At 63.6% G+C, this 23,188-nt stretch carries 23 protein-coding genes; 22 read left to right on the top strand and 1 reads right to left on the bottom strand.

All coding sequences use genetic code 11. From position 1 onward, the window contains the following. Positions 1 to 7 precede the first annotated feature (7 nt). Genes A9995_RS00975 through A9995_RS00890 form a run of 19 tightly spaced genes read left to right on the top strand, consistent with a single transcriptional unit; the run spans position 8 to position 17,888 of the window. Complete coding sequence (locus A9995_RS00975; protein ID WP_067607901.1) at positions 8 to 868, top strand: NADH-quinone oxidoreductase subunit C; 861 nt, start codon at positions 8 to 10, stop codon at positions 866 to 868. Continuing rightward, complete coding sequence (locus A9995_RS00970; RefSeq protein WP_233998033.1) at positions 865 to 1,386, top strand: hypothetical protein; 522 nt, start codon at positions 865 to 867, stop codon at positions 1,384 to 1,386. The genes A9995_RS00975 and A9995_RS00970 overlap by 4 nt, the downstream gene beginning before the upstream one ends. Further along, on the top strand, positions 1,383 to 2,594 hold the full coding sequence (locus A9995_RS00965; protein WP_067607899.1) for an NADH-quinone oxidoreductase subunit D: 1,212 nt from the start codon (positions 1,383 to 1,385) through the stop codon (positions 2,592 to 2,594). The genes A9995_RS00970 and A9995_RS00965 overlap by 4 nt, the downstream gene beginning before the upstream one ends. Continuing rightward, complete coding sequence (locus A9995_RS00960; protein WP_067607896.1) at positions 2,591 to 2,773, top strand: hypothetical protein; 183 nt, start codon at positions 2,591 to 2,593, stop codon at positions 2,771 to 2,773. Before A9995_RS00965 ends, A9995_RS00960 begins: the two co-directional genes overlap by 4 nt. Continuing rightward, entirely contained in the window at positions 2,766 to 3,434 is a 669-nt protein-coding gene (gene nuoE / locus A9995_RS00955) for an NADH-quinone oxidoreductase subunit NuoE (RefSeq protein ID WP_067607893.1), read from the top strand. Before A9995_RS00960 ends, nuoE begins: the two co-directional genes overlap by 8 nt. Then, positions 3,434 to 3,571, top strand: a complete 138-nt coding sequence (locus A9995_RS16910; protein WP_168157296.1) for a hypothetical protein — start codon at positions 3,434 to 3,436, stop codon at positions 3,569 to 3,571. The genes nuoE and A9995_RS16910 overlap by 1 nt, the downstream gene beginning before the upstream one ends. Then, complete coding sequence (gene nuoF / locus A9995_RS00950) at positions 3,571 to 4,863, top strand: NADH-quinone oxidoreductase subunit NuoF (protein ID WP_067607890.1); 1,293 nt, start codon at positions 3,571 to 3,573, stop codon at positions 4,861 to 4,863. Before A9995_RS16910 ends, nuoF begins: the two co-directional genes overlap by 1 nt. Beyond that, positions 4,863 to 6,872, top strand: coding sequence for an NADH-quinone oxidoreductase subunit NuoG (gene nuoG / locus A9995_RS00945; protein WP_067607888.1), 2,010 nt, complete (start codon positions 4,863 to 4,865; stop codon positions 6,870 to 6,872). Before nuoF ends, nuoG begins: the two co-directional genes overlap by 1 nt. Then, on the top strand, positions 6,869 to 7,915 hold the full coding sequence (gene nuoH / locus A9995_RS00940) for an NADH-quinone oxidoreductase subunit NuoH (protein WP_067607885.1): 1,047 nt from the start codon (positions 6,869 to 6,871) through the stop codon (positions 7,913 to 7,915). The genes nuoG and nuoH overlap by 4 nt, the downstream gene beginning before the upstream one ends. Next, the gene (nuoI, locus tag A9995_RS00935) at positions 7,912 to 8,397 is read left to right on the top strand and encodes an NADH-quinone oxidoreductase subunit NuoI (RefSeq protein WP_067607882.1); all 486 of its coding nucleotides are present in this window, start codon (positions 7,912 to 7,914) and stop codon (positions 8,395 to 8,397) included. The genes nuoH and nuoI overlap by 4 nt, the downstream gene beginning before the upstream one ends. A 39-nt stretch (positions 8,398 to 8,436) precedes the next feature. Next, a complete protein-coding gene (locus A9995_RS00930; RefSeq protein ID WP_067607879.1) occupies positions 8,437 to 9,060 on the top strand; it encodes an NADH-quinone oxidoreductase subunit J in 624 nt (207 codons plus the stop codon). Further along, the gene (gene nuoK / locus A9995_RS00925) at positions 9,057 to 9,362 is read left to right on the top strand and encodes an NADH-quinone oxidoreductase subunit NuoK (RefSeq protein WP_067607875.1); all 306 of its coding nucleotides are present in this window, start codon (positions 9,057 to 9,059) and stop codon (positions 9,360 to 9,362) included. The genes A9995_RS00930 and nuoK overlap by 4 nt, the downstream gene beginning before the upstream one ends. A 6-nt stretch (positions 9,363 to 9,368) precedes the next feature. Continuing rightward, positions 9,369 to 11,429, top strand: coding sequence for an NADH-quinone oxidoreductase subunit L (gene nuoL, locus A9995_RS00920; RefSeq protein WP_067607872.1), 2,061 nt, complete (start codon positions 9,369 to 9,371; stop codon positions 11,427 to 11,429). Continuing rightward, positions 11,426 to 12,988: an NADH-quinone oxidoreductase subunit M gene (locus A9995_RS00915; RefSeq protein WP_145916757.1), complete on the top strand. Its 1,563-nt coding sequence runs from the start codon at positions 11,426 to 11,428 to the stop codon at positions 12,986 to 12,988. Before nuoL ends, A9995_RS00915 begins: the two co-directional genes overlap by 4 nt. After that, the gene (gene nuoN / locus A9995_RS00910) at positions 12,988 to 14,448 is read left to right on the top strand and encodes an NADH-quinone oxidoreductase subunit NuoN (RefSeq protein ID WP_067607866.1); all 1,461 of its coding nucleotides are present in this window, start codon (positions 12,988 to 12,990) and stop codon (positions 14,446 to 14,448) included. Before A9995_RS00915 ends, nuoN begins: the two co-directional genes overlap by 1 nt. After that, positions 14,445 to 15,158, top strand: coding sequence for a biotin--[acetyl-CoA-carboxylase] ligase (locus A9995_RS00905; RefSeq protein ID WP_067607863.1), 714 nt, complete (start codon positions 14,445 to 14,447; stop codon positions 15,156 to 15,158). Before nuoN ends, A9995_RS00905 begins: the two co-directional genes overlap by 4 nt. A 9-nt stretch (positions 15,159 to 15,167) precedes the next feature. After that, positions 15,168 to 15,959 carry a type III pantothenate kinase gene (locus tag A9995_RS00900; RefSeq protein ID WP_067609403.1) on the top strand — a complete coding sequence of 264 codons (792 nt, stop codon included), beginning with the start codon at positions 15,168 to 15,170 and terminating at the stop codon, positions 15,957 to 15,959. Beyond that, on the top strand, positions 15,956 to 17,608 hold the full coding sequence (locus A9995_RS00895; RefSeq protein WP_233998032.1) for a ribonuclease J: 1,653 nt from the start codon (positions 15,956 to 15,958) through the stop codon (positions 17,606 to 17,608). Before A9995_RS00900 ends, A9995_RS00895 begins: the two co-directional genes overlap by 4 nt. Before the next feature lie 4 nt (positions 17,609 to 17,612). Beyond that, positions 17,613 to 17,888: a DUF1467 family protein gene (locus tag A9995_RS00890; protein ID WP_067607860.1), complete on the top strand. Its 276-nt coding sequence runs from the start codon at positions 17,613 to 17,615 to the stop codon at positions 17,886 to 17,888. Between the two features lies 1 nt (position 17,889). On the opposite strand, the gene A9995_RS00885 is transcribed toward A9995_RS00890, so the two are convergent. Next, entirely contained in the window at positions 17,890 to 20,517 is a 2,628-nt protein-coding gene (locus A9995_RS00885) for a hypothetical protein (RefSeq protein WP_067607857.1), read from the bottom strand. Between the two features lie 67 nt (positions 20,518 to 20,584). On the opposite strand from A9995_RS00885, the gene A9995_RS00880 reads away from it, so the two are divergent. From A9995_RS00880 to A9995_RS00870, 3 genes are all read left to right on the top strand, one after another. Next, positions 20,585 to 20,893 (top strand): hypothetical protein, encoded by a 309-nt coding sequence (locus A9995_RS00880; protein WP_067607854.1) that lies wholly within the window; start codon positions 20,585 to 20,587, stop codon positions 20,891 to 20,893. A gap of 79 nt (positions 20,894 to 20,972) precedes the next feature. Next, positions 20,973 to 22,190, top strand: a complete 1,218-nt coding sequence (locus A9995_RS00875; RefSeq protein WP_067607851.1) for a hypothetical protein — start codon at positions 20,973 to 20,975, stop codon at positions 22,188 to 22,190. 23 nt (positions 22,191 to 22,213) lie between these two features. Then, positions 22,214 to 23,188: a hypothetical protein gene (locus A9995_RS00870; protein ID WP_067607848.1), complete on the top strand. Its 975-nt coding sequence runs from the start codon at positions 22,214 to 22,216 to the stop codon at positions 23,186 to 23,188.

Here is a 23,188-nt window from a genome sequence, read left to right as displayed (position 1 = left end):
CAAGCACATGACCGTACTTCATTCTGCGCCCCGGTTCACTCGGATCGAAGGCCTCGAGGGCACGCTTTCCCGCGCGCTGGGCGACCACCTGGTCGAAGCGCGTGAAGAGCACGGCGAGCTGCTGTTCACCGTCAGGCGTGACAGCATCGAGGATGTGCTGCGGCTGCTGCGCGATCAGCATTCCTATCAGCAGTTGATGGAGATCGCCGGGGTCGACTATCCTTCGCGGCCCGAGCGGTTCGAAGTGGTCTACATGCTGCTCAGCCTGACGCTCAACAGCCGCATAATGGTCAAGGTCACCACCAGCGAGGACAAGCCGGTTCCCACCGTAACCACGCTGTGGCCGAACGCGGGTTGGCTCGAGCGAGAAGTGTTCGACATGTTCGGGGTGCTGTTCGATGGCAATACCGATCTGCGCCGCATTCTCACCGATTACGGCTTCGAAGGGCATCCCTTCCGCAAGGATTTTCCGCTTACCGGCTATCAGGAATTGCGCTATTCCGAGGACGAGAAGCGGGTCGTCTACGAGCCGGTCGAGCTTGCGCAGGATCTGCGGCAGTTCGATTTTCTTTCGCCTTGGGAAGGCGCGGATTACGTTCTGCCTGGCGACGAGAAGGCTCAGGTTCCGCCTGTCGATGAGCCCAAGACCACCGAAAGCGCCAAGCAGACCGGCGCGGGAGCCAAGGCTGACAAGCAAGCGGCCAAATCCGTCAGTGCCGGCGCTCCTGCCGAAGAGGATTCGGCTGCCGAAGGTCCCGGGCCTCCCGAACCGACCGAAGACCGCCCCGACCGCCCCGAGCGCGAGGGCAAGACCACCGATACCGGCGCCGCGACTGAAACGGACGACAAGAAGGAGGATGGTAAGTGAGGGCAGCGCTGATCATCGGAGCCGCGCTCCTCGTTGCCGCCTGTTCGCAAGAGCCCGCCAACAGCGAATCCGCTGACGATTTCGCCAACCGTGTCGGAGCGCCGTGGTCGGTATCCGCAGGCGGTGTGCCCGCTCCGGTCGAGACCACCGCTGTCAAGGCTGCACCACCCGCCAGCGCCGATGTGTTCCAGCTCGAGAAGCTGGGCAATATTGGCGGTGTCGATCTGGGGCCGCGCGCCGGCGGCTGCACTTTCAGCGTCGGCGGTCAGGAAATGCTGATCGCAGCCGCGCCCGCCGACCGCGCCCTGCCGGGCAAGGCAACCGTGCGGATCGGCGGCCAGTTGCTGCTGCTCGATGCGGCTCCTGGCGGTATCGAGGAGGTTCGCTCGGGTACTAATTTCACGGGCGAGGGTTTCTCCGCTCTGGTTACGCGTACCGGAGCCGATCGGGCTTCGCTTACGATTGCCGATGCCGCTGGCACGCAAAAGGCATTTGCCGGAAACTGGGTCTGCTCATGAGTATGCAACTCGAAAAGTCGCCCACTACCGGCGACGAGGTCATCTCCAACTATACGATCAACTTCGGTCCGCAGCACCCTGCGGCGCACGGGGTGCTGCGGATGGTGATGGAGCTCGATGGCGAAATCATCGAGCGCATCGATCCGCATGTGGGCCTGCTCCATCGCGGCACCGAGAAGCTGATCGAGCACAAGACCTATTTGCAGGCGCTGCCCTATTTCGACCGGCTCGATTACTGCTCGCCGATGTGCATGGAGCACTCCTGGGTGCTCGCCATCGAGAAGCTGCTCAATGTCGAAGTGCCGATCCGCGCCCAATATCTTCGCGTGCTTTTTGCCGAGCTGACCCGGATCAAGAACCACCTGCTCAATATCGGCGCGCATGTCATGGATGTCGGCGCGATGACGCCCAACCTGTGGGTGTTCGAGCTGCGCGAAGACTGCATGAATTTTTACGAGCGCGCTTCGGGTGCCCGGATGCACGCGGCCTATTTCCGGCCCGGCGGCGTCCACCAGGACGTACCCCTCAAGCTGCTGACCGACATCGGCGACTGGGTCGACAAGCGCCTGCCCGAATTGTTCGGCGATGCGATGAGCCTCGTCATAGACAACCGCATCTTCAAACAGCGCAACGTCGATATCGCCGTGGTGAGCAAGGAAGACGCAATCGCTTGGGGTTTCTCGGGGCCGATGATCCGCGCTGCGGGCATCCCCTGGGACCTGCGCAAGTCGCAGCCCTACGACGTCTACGACCGGATGGAATTCGACATTCCCGTGGGCACCAATTCGGATTGCTACGATCGCTTCATGGTCCGGGTCAAAGAGGTCTACGAGAGCGCGAAAATCATCAAGCAATGCCTCGCCGAGATGCCCGAAGGGCCGATAGCGAGCGATGATCGCAAGGTTTCCCCGCCCAAGCGCGGCGAGATGAAGCAGTCGATGGAAGCGCTGATCCATCACTTCAAGCTCTACACCGAGGGCTTCCACGTGCCTGCGGGCGAGGTCTATGTCGCGACCGAGAGCCCCAAGGGTGAGTTCGGCGTCTATCTGGTCAGCGACGGCTCGAACAAGCCCTACCGCTGCAAGATCCGACCGACCGCGTTTTCGCACCTCCAGGCGATGGACTTCATGGCCCGGGGTCACATGCTGCCCGATGCTACCGCCATCCTCGGCGCGATCGATGTGGTGTTCGGGGAGTGCGACCGGTGATCCTGCGCGAACTCGGTATCTTCGTTCTCGCCTTCGTCGCATTCGGTTCGGCAGTGGCGGCCTATCTGGCGGCCTTCCACGGCGAGGCGCCGCTCAAGGAAATTCTCTCGACGGCGTTTGCCGCCGTCATCGGCCTGTATGTTGGCCGCTTTGTCGAACGCAGGTTGATCAATGGCTGACCGCTCACCCCAACCCGATTCTCCCGAACTGCGCGCGCGCTGGGGTTCGTTCGAGTTCTCGAGCGAATACAAAGCGAAGGCCGACAAGGCCATCGCGCGCTATCCCGAGGGACGCCAGAAATCCGCGGTGATGCCGCTGCTCGATCTCGCCCAGCGCCAAGTCGGCGAGGAAACCGACACGCAAGGCTGGCTGCCGCTGCCGGTGATCGAATATGTCGCGACCTATCTCGAGATGCCCGCCATCCGCGTGCTCGAGGTCGCGAGCTTCTATTTCATGTACAATCTCAAGCCGGTCGGAAAATATCACGTTCAGGTCTGCGGTACGACGCCCTGCATGCTGCGCGGTTCGGATGCGTTGTTCGAGACCTGCGCCGCGCGTGGGATGTTCAAGGGCCATGTCTCGCAGGACGGCCTCTGGACGCTGACCGAGGTCGAATGCATGGGCAATTGCGCCACCGCGCCGATGGTCCAGATCAACGACGACAATTTCGAGGATCTGACGCCTGAGCGGCTTGATGCCGTGCTCGATGCGCTGGCTGCGGGCGAAAGCCCCAAGGCTGGTACGCAGGAACCCGGACGTCACACCAGCGAGCCCAGCGGCGGTCCGTCGACCCTCAAGCAGATGGTCGACGCCAATCACGATTATCGGAGCGAATGGTAATGGATATCGTCACCATCGTCGTTGCGCTCGTCGCCATCATCATCGCCTGGAAGGTGCTCGCAGGCCTCGTCAAGACGGTCGCGCTGCTCGTCATCCTCGCCATCGCGGCCTTCGTCGTGTTCGGTGGAGTGATCTGATGCTCGCCGACAAGGACCGCATCTTCACCAATCTCTACGGTTTTCAGGACTGGGGGCTTAAGGCAGCGCAACAGCGCGGCGATTGGGACGACACCAAGGCGCTGATCGCGCGCGGGCAGGATTCCATCATTGACGAGATGAAGGCCAGCGGCTTGCGCGGTCGGGGCGGCGCGGGTTTCCCGACCGGGCTCAAATGGTCGTTCATGCCCAAGGAATCGAAGGACGGTCGTCCGAGCTTCCTGGTCATCAATGCCGACGAATCCGAGCCCGGCTCCTGCAAGGACCGCGAGATCCTGCGCCACGATCCGCACAAGCTGATCGAGGGCGCGCTGGTCGCGGGCTTCGCGATGCGCGCGCGCGCGGCCTACATCTACATCCGCGGCGAATATATCCGCGAAGCCGAAACGCTGCAGGCCGCGATCGACGAAGCTTACAATGCCGGATTGCTGGGCAAGAACGCCGCCAAGTCGGGTTATGATTTCGACGTCTTCCTCCACCGCGGAGCGGGCGCCTACATCTGCGGCGAAGAAACCGCGATGATCGAGAGTCTTGAGGGCAAGAAGGGCCAGCCTCGGCTCAAGCCGCCGTTCCCGGCGGGTGCCGGCCTCTATGGCTGCCCGACGACGGTCAACAATGTCGAAAGCATCGCGGTGGTCCCGACGATCCTGCGCCGCGGGGCGAGCTGGTTCAGCGGCATCGGTCGCGAAGGCAACGCCGGGACCAAGCTGTTCCAGATCAGCGGGCATGTCGAAAAGCCCTGCGTGGTCGAGGAAGCGATGAGCATCCCCTTCCGCGAGCTGATCGAGAAGCATTGTGGCGGCATCCGTGGCGGGTGGGACAACCTCCTCGCGGTGATCCCGGGTGGTTCCTCGGTTCCGCTCGTCCCCGCCGAGCAGATCATGGACGCGCCGATGGATTTCGACGGGCTCAAGGAACTCGGTTCGGGTCTCGGGACCGCGGCGGTGATCGTGATGGACAAGTCCACCGATATCGTCCGCGCGATCAGCCGGTTGAGCTATTTCTACAAGCACGAGAGCTGCGGCCAGTGCACGCCGTGCCGCGAAGGCACCGGCTGGATGTGGCGGATGATGGAGCGCCTGCGCACCGGCGATGCGGCGATCGAGGAAATCGACATGCTCCAGCAGGTCACCAAGCAGGTCGAAGGCCACACCATCTGCGCGCTGGGCGATGCCGCTGCCTGGCCTATCCAGGGCCTGATCAAGCATTTCCGCCCCGAGCTGGAACGGCGGATCATGGAACACAATTCGCAATTCATGGAAGCGGCTGAATAATGCCCAAAGTCACCGTCGACGGCCAGGAAATCGAGGTTCCCGATGGCGCCACCGTGCTGCAGGCGTGCGAGCTTGCCGGTAAGGAAATCCCGCGCTTCTGCTATCACGAGCGGCTGAGCATCGCCGGCAATTGCCGGATGTGCCTGGTCGAGGTGAAGCCCGGGCCGCCCAAGCCGCAGGCAAGTTGCGCGCTGCCCGCCACCGAGGGCCAGGAAATCCGCACCGACAGCCAGATGGTCAAGACCGCGCGCGAGGGCGTGATGGAGTTCCTGCTCATCAACCATCCGCTCGATTGCCCGATCTGCGATCAGGGCGGCGAATGCGATTTGCAGGACCAATCGATGATGTATGGCCGTGGCGCGACGCGCTACACTGCCAACAAGCGTGCGGTGTCCGAGAAATACATGGGGCCGCTGATCAAGACGATCATGACCCGCTGCATCCATTGCACCCGTTGCGTGCGCTTTTCCGAGGAAATCGCCGGTGTCGACGAGATCGGCGCGCTCGGACGCGGCGAGGACATGCAGATCACCACCTATCTCGAGCAGGCCGCCGAGCACGAATTGTCGGCCAATGTGATCGATCTGTGCCCGGTCGGCGCGTTGACGAGCCGGCCCTACGCTTTCGAGGCGCGGCCCTGGGAGCTCAAGAAGACGCTCTCGATCGACGTCTCCGACGCGATCGGCGCGAACATCCGGCTCGACAGTCGGGGTCGCGAAGTGATGCGCGCCCTGCCGCGCAACAATGACGACGTGAACGAGGAGTGGATTTCGGACAAGGCGCGCTACCAGGTCGATGGCCTCCAGCGTCGCCGGCTCGACAGCGTCTGGATCCGCAAGGACGGGACGCTGCAGAAGGCTGGCTGGGACGAGGCATTTGCGGCAATTGCCGCAGCGCAGCCGGGCAAGAGCATCGCCGCGATCGCGGGCGATCTGGTCGATTGCGAGACGATGTTCGCTGCCAAGGCGCTCCTGTCTGCGATGGGTTCGGACCTGCTCGAAGGTCGCCAGACCGGCATGGCCTATGACGTCTCGAACCTCGCGGCCGTTAATTTCAACTCGACGCTCGCCGGGATCGAGACCGCCGACGCGATCCTGATCCTGGGTAGCCATATCCGCTGGGAAGCGCCGCTGGTGAACGTCCGGCTGCGCAAGGCCGCCAAGCGCGGGGCGAAGATATTCATCGCCGGCCCGCGCTGGGAAACCACCTTCCCGGCAGAGTTCCTCGGCGAGGATCTCGGTTTCCTCAACGATGTTCCCCAGGCCTTGAGCGAAGCGATGACCGGTGCCGAGCGGCCCGCGATCATCATGGGGGGCGCTGGATTGGCGGCAGGCGCGCTCGCTCCGGCGCTCAAGCTGGTCGAGCAGTTCGGCCTGATCAAGGATGGCTGGAACGGTTTCAACGTGCTGCATATGGCGGCGAGCCGGATGGGCGGGCTGATGCTTGGCTATGCGCAAGCGGGCGGCATCGCCGATGTCGCCGATGCGAAGCCCAAGGTCCTGCTGGCACTGGGTGCCGACGAGGTGGATTTCACCAACTTCGGCGACAGCCTGAAGGTCTATATCGGTCATCACGGTGATAAGGGCGCGCATGCGGCGGACATCATTCTGCCTGCCGCATCCTATGCCGAGAAGGACGGAACCTACGTCAACACCGAGGGCCGGGTGCAATTCGCCGAGAAGGCCGTGTTCGCCCCGGGCGACGCCCGCGAGGACTGGACGATCCTGCGCGCGCTGGCCGATACGCTCGGCGTCGAGCTCGGCTTCGACAGTTTCGCGCAATTGCAATCGGCGATGATCGCTCAGGTTCCCGCGCTGGGTGAGGAAGGGCTGGCCGATCTCGGTGCTCTGCCAAAGCCCGACGCCAAGGCGAAGGCACAAGGTTCCATCAGCGCTTATCCGATCAAGGATTTCTACCTCACCAACCCGATCGCCCGCGCCAGCGCGGTGATGCAGCGCTGTACGGCCGAACTGCTCCACGGCGAAGAGATTCTGGAGGCCGCAGAGTGACCGGTTTCTTCCAATCGCTCGGGTTGAGCTACGAATGGGCCTGGGGCGTCGCCACCGTGGCGGGCGTGTTGCTGATCGCGTTCCCGCTGATGCTCGCGGTGGCGATGGTGATCTATGTGGATCGCAAGGTCTGGGCCTCGATCAATTTGCGCCGCGGACCCAATGTCGTCGGCCCGTTCGGCCTGCTGCAGAGCTTCGCCGACGGGTTGAAGGTGTTCCTGCAGGAAACCATCATCCCCAGCGCGGCGAACAAGGGCATCTTCCTGCTCGCGCCGATCGTCACCTTCACCGTGGCGCTCGCCGCATGGGCGGTGATCCCCTTCGATGCGGGCGTGGTGCTTGCGGATATCAATGTCGGCCTGCTCTACATTCTCGCGATCAGTTCGTTGTCGGTTTACGGCATCGTGATGAGCGGCTGGGCGTCGAACTCCAAATATCCGTTCTTCTCCGCCATGCGCGCCGCAGCGCAGATGATCAGCTACGAGGTCTCGATCGGCTTCATCCTCGTCTGCGTGGTGCTGTGGGCGGGGAGCTTCAACCTCACCGAAATCGTCATGGCGCAGCGTGGCCACGGCTTCGGGATCATCAACGGCTATTGGTTCAACCTGCTGCTGTTCCCGATGTGGGTGGTGTTCTTCATCTCCAGCCTGGCCGAGACCCAGCGCGTTCCCTTCGATCTCACCGAGGCCGAGAGCGAGCTGGTGGCCGGCTACCAGACCGAATATTCCAGCATGGCCTTCGCGCTATTCTGGCTGGGCGAATACGCCAACATCCTGCTGATGTGCTCGCTCAACACGCTGCTGTTCTTCGGAGGCTGGTTGCCGCCGATCGACTGGGCGCCGCTTTATGTGGTGCCCGGCATCGTCTGGTTCCTGCTCAAGACCTTCTTCTTCTTCTTCTTGTTCAGCTGGGTGATGGCCACCGTGCCGCGCTACCGTTACGACCAGCTCATGCGGCTGGGCTGGAAGGTGTTCCTGCCGATGAGCCTCGGGTTCGTCGTCGTCATTTCCGGCTATCTGATGGCCACGGGGCATTATTCATGACTATCGCCCATCTCATAAAATCGTTCACCCTGTGGGAGATCGTGAAGGCGCATGCCCTCACGCTGAAGTATTTTTTCAAGCCCAAGGTGACGATCAACTACCCGCACGAGAAGAACCCGATCAGCGCGCGGTTCCGCGGCGAGCATGTCCTGCGCCGCTATCCCAACGGCGAAGAGCGCTGCATCGCCTGCAAGCTGTGCGAAGCGGTCTGTCCGGCGCAGGCGATCACGATCGAGAGCGAACCGCGCGAGGACGGCAGCCGCCGGACCACTCGCTACGATATCGACATGACGAAATGCATCTATTGCGGCTTCTGCCAGGAAGCCTGCCCGGTCGATGCCGTGGTGGAGGGGCCGAACTTCGAATATTCGACCGAGACCCGCGAAGAGCTGCTTTACGACAAGGCCAAACTGCTGGCGAACGGGGACAAGTGGGAGCGCGCCATCGCCGCCAACCTTGAAGCCGACGCCCCCTACCGCTAACCGCCGCGCAACCGAACCAGGGGCTCCCAAGATAATTCGATGATTCAAACCTTCGCCTTCTACCTCTTTGCCGTGCTCATGATCGCCTCGGCGGTCCTGGTGATCACCGCGCGCAATCCGGTGCATTCGGTGCTCTGGCTGATCCTCGCCTTCTTCAATGCGGCGGGGCTGATGGTGCTGGTGGGAGCGGAGTTCATCGCGATGCTGCTGGTGATCGTCTATGTCGGCGCGGTCGCGGTGCTGTTCCTGTTCGTGGTGATGATGCTCGACATCGACTTCGCCGAACTGCGCGCGGGCTTCATCCGCAATTTCCCGCTCGGCATCGCCATTGCGCTGGTGCTGCTTGCCGAGCTGGTGCTGGGCATCGGCGCCTATCGCGCGGGCGAGATCGTGCTCGGTACGCCGACCGGGGCCGCAGCGCCCTTGATCGGCGCAGGCAACACCGAGAGTCTCGGCGCGCTGCTCTACAGCAAATATCTTTTCCTGTTCGAGGCAACCGGGCTGGTGCTGCTGGTCGCGATGGTCGGGGCGATCGTCCTGACATTGCGCGAGCGCGACGGCGCGCATCGCGGCCACCAGAACATTGGCAAGCAGGTCCGCCGCAAGCCTGACGAGGCGACCGTGATGAAGCGTCCCACCATCGGCGAAGGGATCGACCTGTGATCGGGATCGAGCATTACATCGTCGTCAGCGCGATCCTGTTCGTGCTCGGCGTGGTGGGGATTTTCCTCAACCGCAAGAACATCATTATCATCCTGATGGCGATCGAGCTGATCCTGCTTGCGGTGAACCTCAACCTTGTCGCTTTCAGCGCTTTTCTGGGCGATCTGACCGGCCAGATCTTTGCGATGTTCGTGCTCGCCGTCGCCGCTTCCGAGGCCGCGATCGGGCTGGCGATTCTGGTGATCTATTTCCGCGGTCGCGGCACGATCGCGGTCGACAGCGTCGACCGGCTCAAGGGGTAAGCACGCGTGCAATCGATCCTGCTCATCGTCTTCCTGCCGCTGCTGGCCGCCATCGTCGGCGGCCTGGGCAATCGCGCGCTCGGCAACACGCTGGTCAAACTGATCACCACCGGCGCGCTGTTCATCTCCTGCGCGCTGAGCTGGCCGATCTTCCTCGCCTTCGTCGCCGGCGGTGCCGAGCCGGGCGTCGTACCCGTGCTGCAATGGGTGCAGTCGGGCGACCTGTCGTTCGACTGGGCGCTGCGGGTCGACACGCTGACCGCCGTCATGCTGGTGGTAATCACCACCGTCTCCGCGCTCGTCCACCTCTACAGCTGGGGCTATATGGACGAGGATCCGGACCAGCCGCGCTTCTTCGCCTATCTGTCGTTGTTCACCTTCGCGATGCTGATGCTGGTGACCGCCGACAACCTCGTCCAGATGTTCTTCGGCTGGGAAGGCGTCGGGCTCGCGTCCTATCTGCTGATCGGCTTCTGGTTCAAGAAGCCCTCGGCCAACGCCGCCGCGATCAAGGCCTTCGTGGTCAATCGCGTCGGCGATCTCGGCTTCATGCTTGGTATCTTCGGCACTTTCGTGGTGTTCGGCACCACCTCGATCCCCGAGATCCTAGCCGCGGCACCCGCCATGAGCGGCGCGACGATCGGCTTCCTGGGCTATCGCGTCTCGACGATGGATGTGCTGTGCATCCTGCTGTTCATCGGCGCGATGGGCAAATCGGCGCAGCTGGGCCTCCACACATGGCTGCCCGACGCGATGGAGGGGCCCACGCCCGTATCCGCGCTGATCCACGCGGCCACCATGGTGACCGCGGGCGTGTTCATGGTCTGCCGCCTCAGCCCCATGTTCGAGACTGCGCCTGTGGCGCTGGGTGTCGTCACCTTCATCGGCGCGGCGACCTGCATCTTTGCGGCCACGGTCGGAACCACCCAGTGGGACATCAAGCGGGTGATCGCCTATTCGACCTGTTCGCAACTGGGCTACATGTTCTTCGCCGCCGGTGTCGGCGCATACGGCGCGGCGATGTTCCACCTCTTCACCCACGCCTTTTTCAAGGCCCTGCTGTTCCTTGGCGCTGGCAGCGTGATCCATGCCATGCATCACGAGCAGGACATGCGCTATTACGGCGCGCTGCGTAAGGAAATTCCCTTCACCTTCTGGGCGATGCTGGCAGGCACGCTCGCGATCACCGGGGTGGGGATCTATTGGCTGGGCGCCGGCTTTGCGGGCTTCCATTCCAAGGATGCGATCCTCGAAGTCGCCTTCGCGCGCGGCACCGAAATGGGCACCTTCGCTTTCTGGATGGGCACCTTTGCCGCGCTGCTGACCAGCTTCTACAGCTGGCGACTGATGTTCCTGACCTTCTGGGGCAAGCCGCGCTGGGCCGACAGCGAGCATATCCAGCACGCCGTCCACGCCGGGCACGACGATTCCGACGATCACAATCCCGCGGTTCAGGAAGACGCAGGCGACGATGTGCGCCACGCTGTTCCTTCGCCCAATTACGAGGCGGGCACCGCCGGCTATCATCCGCACGAGAGCCCGCTTTCGATGCTGGTGCCGCTGGGCCTGCTGACGCTGGGCGCGATCTTTGCGGGCTGGGTCTTCAGCCACGCTTTCCTCGACGATGCTGCATTCTGGCAGGGCTCGATCTTCTACAACGAGGCGCTGATCCACGAGATGCACGCAGTGCCGCTGCTGGTGAAACTGGCCGCGTCGATCGTGATGCTGATCGGTCTCGCCATCGCCTGGCTTGCCTATATCAAGGATACCTCAATCCCCGCCAAGGCGGCCGAACAGCTTGGTCCGGTCTACCGCTTTTTCTACAACAAGTGGTATTTCGACGAGCTCTACAATTTCCTGTTTATCCGGCCCGCCTTCTGGTTCGGGCGCCAGTTCTGGAAGATCGGCGATGTCGGCACGATCGACCGCTTTGGTCCCGATGGCGCGGCCTGGGTCGTCCAGCGCGGCAGCGTGCTGGCCAAGCGGGCGCAGAACGGGCTGGTCTATAGCTACGCGCTGGTGATGCTCCTGGGCCTGATTGCCGCGATTACCTGGGTGCTGTTCTGATGGATTTCCCGATCCTTTCGCTGATGCTGCTGGTCCCGCTGGTCGCCGGAATCACCTGCCTGTTCCTCGACGCTCCGATGGCGCGGTTGGTGGCACTGGCGGCGACGCTGATCGACCTCGCGCTCGGTGTGCTGCTGTGGATCAATTACGATATCGGCGGCGCGCAATGGCAGTTCACCGAACGCGCCGAATTGTTCGCGGTCTTCGACTACGCGCTCGGTATCGACGGGATCGCGCTGATGCTGATCATGCTCAGCGTCTTCCTGATGCCGATCTGTATCCTGGCGAGCTGGCAGGGGATCACCCGCCGCGTCGGCGAATACATGGCCGCCTTCCTGCTAATGGAAGTGCTGATGATCGGCGTCTTCGCCGCGCAGGACATGTTCCTGTTCTACATCTTCTTCGAAGCCGGCCTGATCCCGATGTATCTGATCATCGGCGTGTGGGGCGGCGATAACCGCATCTACGCGAGCTACAAATTCTTTCTCTACACGCTGCTCGGCTCGGTGCTGATGCTCATCGCGATGCTGTGGATGGTCAATGTTGCGGGCACCAGCAGCATCCCGGTGCTCATGCAGTACGATTTCGCCCCCGAGGCGCAAACCTGGCTGTGGCTGGCCTTCTTCGCCAGCTTCGCGGTCAAGATGCCGATGTGGCCGGTCCATACCTGGCTCCCGGATGCGCACGTTCAGGCGCCCACCGCGGGCTCGGTGATCCTGGCGGGCGTGCTGCTCAAGCTGGGCGGCTACGGCTTCATCCGTTTCAGCCTGCCGATGTTTCCCGAAGCCTCCGAACAGTTCATCTGGCTGGTGTTCGGCCTGTCGATGATCGCGGTTATCTACACCTCGCTGGTCGCGCTGGTGCAGCACGACATGAAAAAGCTGATCGCCTATTCCTCGGTAGCGCATATGGCGATCGTCACCGCCGGCCTGTTCGCCTTCAATGTCCAGGGCCTCGAGGGCGCGATGATCATGATGCTCAGCCACGGGTTGGTCTCGGGCGCCTTGTTCCTGTGCGTCGGTGTCATCTACGATCGGCTGCACACGCGCGAGATCGACCGCTACGGCGGGCTGGCGATCAACATGCCGCGCTATGCACTGTTCTTCCTGTTTTTCACGATGGCCAGCATCGGCCTTCCGGGGACCAGCGGCTTCGTTGCCGAATTCCTTGCACTGGCAGGCGTCTATCAGGTCTCGACCTGGGCCACGCTGGTGCTGACCACGGGCATCATCCTTGGCGCCGCCTATATGCTTTACCTCTACCGCCGTGTTGCGTTCGGACCGCAGAAGAACGCCGATGCCGCGGCGATGTCCGATCTGTCCTTGCGCGAATGGGTCATGCTCGGCCCGATCGCGGCGGCCGTGTTGTGGATGGGCGTCTATCCCGAGAGTTTCCTCGCGCCGATGCGCGCCGATATCGCTGCGCTTGACGCCCGGCTCGCGCGTGCCGCCCCCGAGGGAGACTCTCGCCCGCAGGTCGGCACTCCGCGCGCGCATGAAGCCAATTATATGGAAGGCGCCCATGGCGCCGCCGCAGGCGCAAGCGAGGGCGCCCATTGATGGACTACGCAGCTTCCTTCTACATCATCGCGCCAGAACTGATGCTGACCGGCGCGGCGCTGATCCTGCTGCTGGTCGCAGCATGGGTGCGCGATGCAGCCAAGCTCGCCACAATCGCCGCGGTCGTAGCGCTGTTCGGGGCGACGTTCTGGACCGGACACCTGCTGCTCGATCCTTCCTTCGATCAGGGTGCCGATGCCTTCGGCGGGCTTTACCGGATGGACGATTTCGGCAGCGTCGCCAAATTGTTGATCTATCTGGCAACGATCGCTTGCCTTGTTGTGACTCCGCGCTTTTTTGACCGTCGCGGTGCCTATCGCGCGGAATACCCGGTGCTGTTGCTGCTCAACGCGGTGGGCATGGGGATGATGGTCTCCGCTGTCGATCTGATGACGCTTTACATCGGTCTCGAACTGTCGAGCCTGTCGTCCTACGTCCTTGCCTCCTTCCTGCGCGACGACACCAAATCGAGCGAGGCCGGGCTCAAATACTTCATCCTCGGCGCGCTCGCCTCGGGCATCATCCTTTATGGTATGAGCCTGGTCTACGGTTTCTCGGGCAGCACCCAATATGCCGGTATCCGCCTCGCCTTTGCCGACGGCCTTTCGACCGGGGCGCTGTTTGGCGTCGTCTTCGTGCTCGCGGGTCTGGCGTTCAAGATCGCCGCCGTGCCGTTCCATATGTGGACGCCCGACGTCTACGAGGGCGCACCCACACCGGTCACTGCCTTCTTCGCCAGCGCCCCCAAGGTCGCGGCGGTCGCAATGCTGGTGCGGATGGCGATCGATGCGTTCGGGGCGCAGATCGATGCCTGGCAGCAGATCGTGATCTTCGCGGCGATGGCTTCGATCGTGGTCGGTGCGCTGGGTGCGATCGGGCAGGAAAACCTCAAGCGCGTGCTGGCCTACAGTTCGATCAACAATGTCGGTTTCATCCTCATCGGATTGGCCGCAGCGACCCCATCGGGGGTTAGCGCGGTGCTGATCTATCTGGCGATCTATGTCGCCATGACCATCGGCGCCTTTGTTGCAGTCCTGATGCTGCGCGACCGCGATGGCGAGCAACTCGAGACCTTCACCGACATCGCCGGGCTCTCGACGGTGCGTCCGGCGCTGGCCCTGAGCGTGGCGATGCTGATGTTCAGCCTCGCGGGCATCCCGCCGCTGTTCGGCTTCTGGGGCAAGTTCGTGGTCTTCCAGGCCGCAGTGCAGGCCGACATGCTGGTGCTCGCCGCCATCGGTATCGCAGCCAGCGTCATCGGTGCGTTCTACTACATCAAATTCGTCAAGGTGATGTTTTTCGACGAGCCCGTGCGCGAGGCCGAGATCCACAGCCCGGCCGGCCATTGGGTGGTGCTCGGGATCTGCGTGCTGATCATTTCGCCGCTCGGCTATTTGCTGACGCCCTGGCTGGGTGCGATTGCCGACAGCGCTGCCGCCGCGCTCTTCACCGTCGTTTGATCCGGACCGTACCGCAAACCGGCTCGACCAACGCCGATCTGCTCGCGGAACTGCGCGGCGGCGAGCGCGTGGGCGAGGGCGACTGGCTGGTCGCGGACCGGCAGAGCGCAGGGCGCGGTCGTCAGGGCCGCGACTGGTTCGACGGCGCAGGCAATTTCATGGGTTCGACCGTCGTCCGGCTGAGCCCGCGCGATCCGTCGCCGGCGACGCTGGCGCTGGTCTCGGGGGTGGCGGTCCATGAGACGGTGTCGCCGCTGCTTGCGGATGCCTCGGCGCTGACGCTCAAATGGCCCAATGATCTGCTCTACGCCGGCGCCAAGCTGGCGGGCATCCTGCTCGAGCGGCAGGACGATGCCATCGTCGTCGGCATCGGAGCCAACCTCGCCGCAGCCCCGAGCCTCCCCGACCGGGCTACTATAGCGCTTGCCGATCTCGGCCCCGCGCCCGACCGCGACTTCTTCGCCCGGGGACTTGCTTCGCATTTCACCGCCGAGCTTGATCGCTGGCGGACCTATGAGCTTGAGCCTCTGATCCGCCGTTGGGAAGCCGCGGCGCACAAGCCCGGGACCAGCCTGACGGTCAATTCTCCCGGCGAGCCGACTATCAACGGCGCATTCGCTGGGCTTTCTCCGGAAGGCTCGCTCAGGCTCCGCTTGGCCAACGGGTCGGAGCGTGTCATTCACGCTGGCGACGTAATGCTCGCCAGTTAGGACATGACCATGCTGCTCGTCGCCGATGTCGGAAACACGAATGCCGTCTTCGCCCTGTTCGAACGGGACGGGAAGGGGGGGCATACGATCCGTACTCGCTGGCGGATCGCCACCGATCCACGCCGTACGGGTGACGAATACGCCGTCTGGCTGCTCCAGCTCCTTCAGATCGAAGGCTACAGCCGCGACGACGTGAACCAGTTCGTCATCGGCTCGGTGGTGCCGCGCGCGGTCCACAATCTGACGCTCTTCGCGCGCAAATATTTCGACGTCGAAGCGATCATCGCCGGCGCTGGCGAAAGCGGTTGGGGGTTCGAGATCGACGTCGAGGAGCCGCGCTCGCTTGGCGCCGACCGCGCGCTGAACGCCATTGCTGCGCATAAGTGCTACGAAGGCGATCTGATCGTGATCGATTTCGGTACCGCAACGACGGTGGACGCGATAGATTTCACGGGCGCCTACAAGGGTGGTATCATCGCACCGGGCATCAATCTCTCGCTGGATGCGCTGGTAGGGAACACCGCCAAGCTGCCGCGCATTGCCATAGAGAAGCCCCGCAGCGACAGCGTTATCGGGCGCAACACCGAAGATCAGATGCTGATCGGCGTATTCTGGGGCTACATTGCCATGATCGAAGGACTTGTAACGCGTATGAAAGCGGAAATCGGAAGACCCTGTAAAGTGATTGCCACCGGGGGGCTCGCCGTATTGTTCGACGATCACACCACCCTGTTCGACCATGTCGACAGCGAGTTGACGCTCGAGGGCCTGGCAATTTTTGCGGATCGGCACAGTTCTTGAAGAAAAATTTCACCCCCGAAGACGAATTGCTGTTCCTCGCGCTTGGCGGATCGGGCGAGATTGGCATGAACGTCAATCTCTACGGCTGCCGTGGCCGCTGGTTGATGGTCGATCTGGGAATGACCTTCTCCGGCGGGCAATATCCCGGCGTCGATCTGGTGTTCGCCGACCTCGAGTTCATCGAGCAACGCGCCGATACGCTGGACGGCATCGTGCTGACCCATGCGCATGAAGACCATATTGGCGCGATTCCTTATTTTGCCTCGGAGCTGGGTGTCCCGCTCTACGCCACGCCCTTCACCGCCGATCTGATCCGCCGCAAGCTCGAAGAAGCGGGTATCGTCGACGAGATCGAGCTCAACATTATCGACCACGACCACGGTCAGTTTTCGGTCGGCGCGTTCGACGTCACCTATATTCCGCTTTCGCACTCGATTGCCGAGGGCAATGCGCTGCTGATCGAAACCCCGCACGGCACCGTGTTCCACACGGGTGACTGGAAGCTCGACGAGGATCCGATCGTCGGCGTGCCGACCACCGAGGAAGAGCTGCGCGAGATCGGCGACGAGGGCATCCTCGCGATGGTTTGCGACAGCACCAATGTCTTCAATCCCAATGCCAGCGGGTCGGAAGGCGCGGTCTATCGCGGCCTGCTCGAGGAAGCGCGCAAGCATTCGGGGCGCCGAATACTGGTCACCACTTTCGCCAGCAATGTCGCGCGGCTGCACACGCTGGGCGAAGTCGCCCGGGAAACCGGGCGCCAGCTCTGCGTTGCCGGGCGCTCGCTCGACCGCATCATCGAGGTCGCGCAGGACAATGGCTATCTGCAGGATATGCCCAAGCCGATCGATTTCAAAACCGCCATGGGTCTGCCCCGCGGCGAGGTGCTGATCATCGCCACCGGGGGGCAGGGCGAACCGCGCGCTGCACTGGCGCGGATTTCCGAGGGCAACCATCAGATCGAACTGACCGCCGGTGACGTGATCCTGTTCTCCAGCCGCCAGATTCCGGGCAACGAGGTCGCCATCGGTGCGATCCAGAACAAGCTTGCGGAGAGCGGGATCGTGCTGGTGAGCGGCCGCGAGGGCGACATCCACGTTTCCGGCCATCCCGGCCGTCCCGAGCTCGAAGCGCTCTATGAGTGGCTCCAGCCCGAGATCCTCGTGCCGGTCCATGGCGAGGTCCGCCATATGCAGGAACAAGCGCGGCTCGGCCGCGCGCGCGGGATCCCGCATTCGGTCTATCAGAAAAACGGCGACATGGTCCGGCTCGCTCCCGGAAAGCCTGGCAAGATCGGGGCGGTACGCTCCGGCAGACTCGTTCTCGACGGCGACATCATCCTGCCTGCCGATGGCGACGCGATCACCATGCGCCGCCGCATCGCGCTCGACGGCGTGTTGATCGTCGCCCTCGATGATCGTCTCATGCCACGCGTCGAGGGTGTTGGCCTCCCGCTCGACGAGGATTACGATGCTTTCGTCGCCGAGGCGGAAGCCGATGTGGTCAAGGCGATCGCTCGACTGAAGGGCAAGTCCCGCCAGGACCGTCGCGAAATCCACGAGGCCGCGCGCCTTGCGGCTCGCCGTGCCGCCCAGCGCTGGTCGGGCAAGAAGCCGCAGGTCCGCGTGCTGATGCCGCGCGAGAGTTGACAGGATGCAGTGGACCTCGATTCTCGCGATCTATTTCCTCGTCTGGGTCATGACGGCCTTCGTCATGCTCCCGTTCGGGGTGCGAACCCACGACGAGCTGGGTATCGAAAAAATCCCCGGCCAGGCCGATAGTGCACCGGCCAATTTCCGGCCGGGGAGATTGATGCTGCGTGCGACCTTTATCGCTGCGGGACTGACCGCGCTTTATCTCGCCAATTACGAATATGGCTGGATCGGCCCCGACGATCTCGACCTGATCGGCTTCGCAAGCCAGGATTGAACTATTCGCGCAGCCGCTCGATGGCCTGCGCCAGCGCGACATAAAGCTTGCCAATATCCGAACTGAGCACCGTTACGCCGAGCGCATGGCCGTCACGGGTGGATAGCAGCGTCCGCAGCATCGCCTCGAAATCGTGGATGTAGCGGCTGACGTGCTCGCGGAAATCCGGATCGGCATCGTAGATTTCGGCGATCTCGCGCGCTTCGGTATTGTCGAGCAGGCGCACAGCGCGACGGGTGAATATGCCGCGGTCGCCGCGCAGATAGGATGTCCACGCGCGGTCGGTCACATCGGTCGATAGCACCTTGCCGATATCGATGGCGTTGGAATTGAGCGATTCGGTGATCAGCGCCACCCGGCGGCTGAAATCATTGTCGACCTGTTCCTCGGCCATCTCGCGTGCGCGGCCGACCCGGCTCTCCAGATTGCTCGCCAGTTCATTCACTTTGGCCAGTTGGTCGCGCAGGAACAACGCCGCCTCGCGGCTCGCCGCCGTCGCGCGTTCGCTGGCCACGTCGAGCGAACCGATCGCCTCGCTAGCGCGCTCTTCCACCGCCCGGTCGATCGCTGCCGCGCTGGCCTCGCCGACACGGTCGGCCAATTTGCGGATACGCGCTGCCTGGTCGTTCTCGATCGAGAACAATGCGCCGCGCGCCCGCTGTTCGAGTTCGGCGATGGCGGCGGTCAGTTCCTCGCGTGCCCGTCCGGCGACCACGGCGTTCTGGGTATCGATCGCATCCAGGCGATCGCGCAATCCGTCGAGCGCCTCGGCCTGCTCGGCGATGGTACCAGAGAGGCTTGTGCGGAATTCGCCGATGCTTGCGATGGCCTGGCGGCTTTGATCGCTGGCCTGATCGACAGTTTCGCCAAGCGCCGTCCCGGCTTCTCGGGCCTCGTCCATGGTTGCGCGGAGGTGATCGGTACGACCTTCGGCATCGGCGAGCCGGTGTTCGAAAGCCGCGATCGCGACGGGCAAATCGTCCTTTGCATGTCGTGCGCTTGCCTGGATCAGCTCCAGCAGGCGGACACTGGAATCGGTAAGCCCGACGACGGCTTCGTTGGTCCCTTCAAGCGATCCGCGGGTTTGGGCGAGGGTATCGCGCAGATTGGCTACTGAAACGGTCAAGGCGTCGCCGGTCTCGCGGCCTTGCTCGGATACGGCGCCCATCTGCGTGCCGAGCTCGGCGACCCGTTCGGCCAGCGCCTCGCCCTGTTCGGCCAGCGCGCGGATATGCACCGCCTGCGTGTCGCGCCGTTCGATGAGGACGCTGTCCAGCGCGACCAGGCGCTCCTCCAATGCTGCCAGCGCACCGTCCTCGATCGCAGCGAAATTCTCGCGCCGTTGGGCAATCTGGGCGTCGAAGAGCTCTTCGCGTTGGGCAAGCCTGAGATCGACGTCCTCCGCCTCGGCAACGAGTGCCTGCAGTTTCCGGTTGGAGCCGTCGATGGCTTGCGCGTCGAGCCGGGTGACTTCGGCGAGGACAGTTTTCAGGCGTTCGTGCAGCGCCTCGACCTGATCGCGCCAAGAGGTGAGGGCCGCTTCCTCGCCATCGCGTATCGATTGCGCAGCCGCTGCGGCGTCGTCGCCCAGTATCCGGATGCGCGCGCGCAGATCGGCGAGCGCGGTATTTTCGTCTTCGTTCTGGGCCTGCGACAATTCGTCCATCTCGCTCCGCAGGGCCGCTGCTCGCGTTCGGATATTGGCGAGCGCATCGATCTCGCGCCCGTCGAGTTCGGTGCGGAAGGCTTCGCTGTCGGTGCGCAGAGCCGCGAATCGATCGGAAGCCGCGGTATCGAGCTGGTCGAGCCGCGCATCCAGTTCATCGAGCGCGAGATCAATCCTGTCGCGCAGTGATCCCACCTGCCGTTCGCTCGCCTTGCCGAATTCGTTGAGGCGCGCAAATCCCGACACCAGTTCGTCGAGCTGCAAAGTGGCAGTGCGCCCGGCACTGCCGATCTGGTTCGAGACATCGCGGGCGGAAGTGGCGATTACCGGGAGATTGTCGCGTAACCTCTCCATGTTCTCCATCGCAGTGGTGCTGACGCTGGCGATCGCGTCGACCTGCGCGCCATTGTCCTGCACGAGTTCCTGCAGGCGGCCTGCATGTTCCGAAATCCGCTCGCTGGCCGAACGGCCCAGAAATTCGAGTTCCCTGCTCTGCGTCGTGAGGAAATCGCGTGCCATGCTGAGTTCGCGATTGATCCGGTGAAGGCGCTCTTCGAGACGCTCCGACTCCACCGAAAGCACGTGCGCGGCATCGCCGAAGCGATGCGCCTCGCGCGAGGAAGTGCGCATGACGAGTAGCCAGAGGCCGACCACCAGCAGCACGGGGACGGCCCAGGCCGTGATCCAGCCGATCCATTGCTGGGAAGTCCCGTCGGTGAGCATTGCGCTGCGGTTGGCCCAGCCGAAGAAGCCCGTCCAGCCGACTACGATCGACATGGCCAGAGTAGGAACTACCCAGGAAAAGCTTCGAGGTGCTGGCGTATCCTCGGCCCATTCCTGGTCTTCGTCTACGACGTATTGTTCCGAAAGGGCGGGGCTCTGGGCGTCGCCCTCGACAAGCGCTTCGGCCGAAGGATCGGTCTCGTCCCCTCCGACGGCACGGATATGCGGACCTGTATTCATAGCTGAAACTATCACACATGGGCCCGGGTTAAACCCTGTTTTAACCAAGCCCTGCCAAGAGGCCGGGATGGCATTCCAATCCGGGTCCTTCGAAGCAGCATTGGCGAGCGCCGCCGGGGAGGACAGTGCGCTACAGCGCGAGCTCAAAGCAGGTTTTCTGGAAAGTGCCGAACGCCAGCTCGATCTCCTGCGCCGCTCGCGCTGCGATGCGAACTGGCAGGTGGCGGCGCGGCGGCTGCATGCACCGGCCGGCGGATTCCATGCGACGCAATTGATGGATCTTGCCGAACAGGCACTGGCCGGGGCGCTAGGCGATCCGGCAGCCTTGCGCGAAATCGAGGAGCATCTCGGCGAAATCCGGGGGCGGACTGGCTGAAGCAGCTTTGGAATTTGGCAGGCGGGGCGCATGTCCCTATCCTTCGCCAATTCATTTCAACTTCGGATACCCGCTTACTTTGCGCATCGCCATCCTGACTGCCCTTGCCGACGATCCCGACCGCAAGGGACGCAAGCGCGCGTTCCGGATCTTCGCCGGACGCTCGATCCTGTCGCACCAGCTCGATTGCGCGATCGATCTGGGGTGCGAAAGCGTAGCCTGTCTCGTCGGCGGGCTGGGGCAGGACGTCATCGCATGCCAGCACCGTGCGGAAGCCGCAGGTGTGCGTTTCCAGGCGATCGAGGATATTCGCCGCCTCTCGGGTCTGGTCAAGGCGGATGACGATGTCTTCGTGATCGCCGACGGGCTGCTGCCCTCCGTCGATGAGGCCGTGCGCCTGCTTGGCGAACGATCGGTGGTCCTGACCTTCCCGGCCGACCCGGCGCTGGCCCTCGGTTTCGAACGGATTGATGGCGATTGCGCCTGGAGCGGGATGCTGCGGACGCGGGGCCAGTCCGTCGAACGCCTGTCCGACCTGCCCCCCGATGCCGAAGCCGCTTCGGCATTGCTGCGAATTGCCCTGCAGGCGGGAACGCGGCAGGCACCGCTCGATCCTGCACTGCTCGCAAACGGCGACTGGTTGCTGCGCGCCGATCCGCCGACTCTGCTGGCACGCGAAAAGCGCTGGATCGCCGGGAAGGTCTCGCCGGTTTCCTTCGCGGCTCCCGGCCTCGCCACGACGGAGCGCATGGGCAGCCGTCTGGCCCGGGACATCGTCGGGACCCGGCTCGAGCGGATTCCGCTTTTTGCCGCCGTCGGGGCGGGTGTGCTGGCCGCTCTAACGGCTGCGCTCGGCAAGCCACTGGTGGCGCTGTCGCTGGGAACGGTGATGGCCGTGCTGATTCCAATTGCCGGCGTCATCCAGCGACTGGGCCGTATGCCGCGCAATCGCACGAAGCGGTTGGGGGTCGATACCACGCTGCGCGCCGGTGCCGACCTGCTGCTTGTCGGGTTGATTGCATTGAACATTCCGGTCGAGGGTCCCGCCTGGCTACGGCTGTTCGTGCCCTCGATGCTGTTCGCCATGCTGTGGCTCGGCGAGCAGCTCGATTATGGACCGCCAGGAGGGTCTGCAGGCTGGCGGGCGCTCTACGCCGACCGAATCGTTCTTCTCATCCTGCTGCTGCCCGCCGCTTTTTTCGGTACTGCGCAGCTCGCCTGCGCGGTACTTGCAGCGCTAGTGCTGGGCTCGCTCTTCCTCCGCAAAGCTGAGGAGAGCGGGCTAACGGCGGATTAACTACGCCATGTTACGCGAAACCCATGATCGAGCCCCGACCGATAGCTGAACCTGAATGGCCTGAAGGCGATGCGCTGCGCCTTGCGCTGGCGCGTGGCGATCGGGCGCTGGGCCGGATCGGTCCAATACTCGGGCACCTGTTGTCGGCGCGCGACCAGTCGCTGTTCAGCGATGCGATCGTGGCCCGTGTGCGTGGCATGCTGATCCATCTGGCTCGGCAGGTCCTGCGCGTCCAGGCTGAGGCTACCGGACACAAGGGGCGTGAGCAATTCGCCGACGAACAGGGCGAGGCGCTCGCCGAGCAATATTTTTCCAGCCCTCTGCTGGTCGCGCATTGCCACGCGCTTGCGCTCGAGTGGCGGTTGGCTTCGGGTCTGGAAGAAGGTGGCGCGCTCGACCCGGTCCTGTCGCCGTTGATGCAGTCGCTGATCGGCCGCGAGGATACGCAGATCGCCAGCGCCGCGATGGCGGCGCTGGCCGCGCAGGCCCGCTTTGCGCAGTCGCAGCGACGAATGGAGCTCCCGATGGGGGAACTGCCGGGCGACCTGCTCCACGAAGCGCTGTTGGCATGGCGGGCATTCAACAACGACGAACGCTCGGATGCCCTGGCCCGCGCCGAAAGCAAGTTGCGCTCTGATTTCGATGAAGGGGCGGGGCGGTTGTCGCTGCTCGATCGGATGGTCACGTCGCTGGGATCGGGTGCCAGTGCGGCGCTGACGATCGACCATGGCGGAGTGGCGCTGTTTCTGTCCGCTCTGGCGCTGCGCTCGGGACAAAGCCGCGATATCGTCGCGCTGTCGACCAATGAACAGCAGGCTGCGCGACTGGCTCTGAGCTTGCGCGCGGCGGGTCTCAAGCCGCAGGATGTCGAAGCGCAGCTGCTGCGAATCCATCCGCATGAATTGCCGCCGCAAGGTCTTGAACAGATTGGCACGCGCGAGGCCGCCCAACTGCTCGCGCAGGGCGCGGCGCCTGCGCCGGGCCGGGGCGGGCGCTGA

Source organism: Erythrobacter sp. QSSC1-22B (assembly GCF_001678665.1).
In the GTDB taxonomy this organism is placed as follows: domain Bacteria; phylum Pseudomonadota; class Alphaproteobacteria; order Sphingomonadales; family Sphingomonadaceae; genus Qipengyuania.
The sequence above is the reverse complement of the archived record's forward strand: the minus strand, read 5'-3'. Positions and strand labels throughout refer to the sequence as shown.